This is a genomic window from Vibrio sp. 704, from assembly GCF_033339295.1.
On sequence record NZ_JAWOUH010000196.1, the window covers coordinates 1 to 913 of the forward strand.

At 45.5% G+C, this 913-nt stretch carries 1 protein-coding gene; it reads right to left on the reverse strand.

Translation table 11 applies throughout. The features are described from left to right. A partial coding sequence (locus R7R24_RS25420) for a DMT family transporter (protein WP_318119878.1) occupies positions 1 to 658 on the reverse strand: 658 nt, incomplete at its 3' end. Positions 659 to 913 lie beyond the last annotated feature (255 nt).

Sequence of the window (913 nt, forward strand, 5' to 3'; positions counted from 1 at the left end):
CTTTCACAATCGCCCATTGCGCTAATGCTGTTAGTGCACCAGCAAAAAGAAGGATCAGCCAAATAGTCCAGTCATTAGGCATGGTAAAGCTTGGTATCGCTAGCACAATATTGAAAGGCGTGATCAGTAACAACAAGTAAACCACCATGGTAGACGGTGGATCGTTTACCGACATCTTTTTCACCATCAAAGAATACGCTGCCCAAAAGAAGGCCGCCCCAACAGGCAGTAGAGTTGCCCAAGTGAAGGAGTCTGACCACGGCTCTAAGATGATCATGGCACCGATAAAGCCAGTTAGTGTGGCAAGCCAGCGTGCGGTGCCCACTTTCTCTTTCAAGATAAGCCCTGAGCCTACGGTCGCAAACAGCGGAGAAGTCATTAGCAGCGCAATGCCTTGCCAAATCGGAACAGGGTAAGCGAGCGCCCAAAGCCACAGTTGGATACCGATAACAGAGAGAAAAATACGAAAAGCGTGCCAGCCAAAATGTTGAGTTCTCAAAGAGCGTCGAATGCCTAGCGTTCTTAGATAAGGAAGAATAACGAACAACGCGATCGCGTATTGAAACAATGCAAAAGTGGTGGAAGACACACCAAAGTGGATGCTTGCGATTTGGGCAAAGCTATTCACGATGGCGAATGCCAATCCTGCAGTTAGCATCCAAGAAGCACCTTGAACAGGATGATGATTCAATTGAATATTTCCGGTTTGAAAGAGGTAGACGGATAATACGTCCTAAAGCTTTTTGCGCAAATAAAAAAATGCCTCCCAGAGGGAGGCGACATTACCAATTCAAAGGACGTGCCTGTCATTACAGGTACAAAGAACGAGAAGCACAAACGCTGCCATGCATTTGCATTTCTAGTATTGCAGAACACGTGCCAATTTTTATCTTTATGATTTATAAGTATTTTT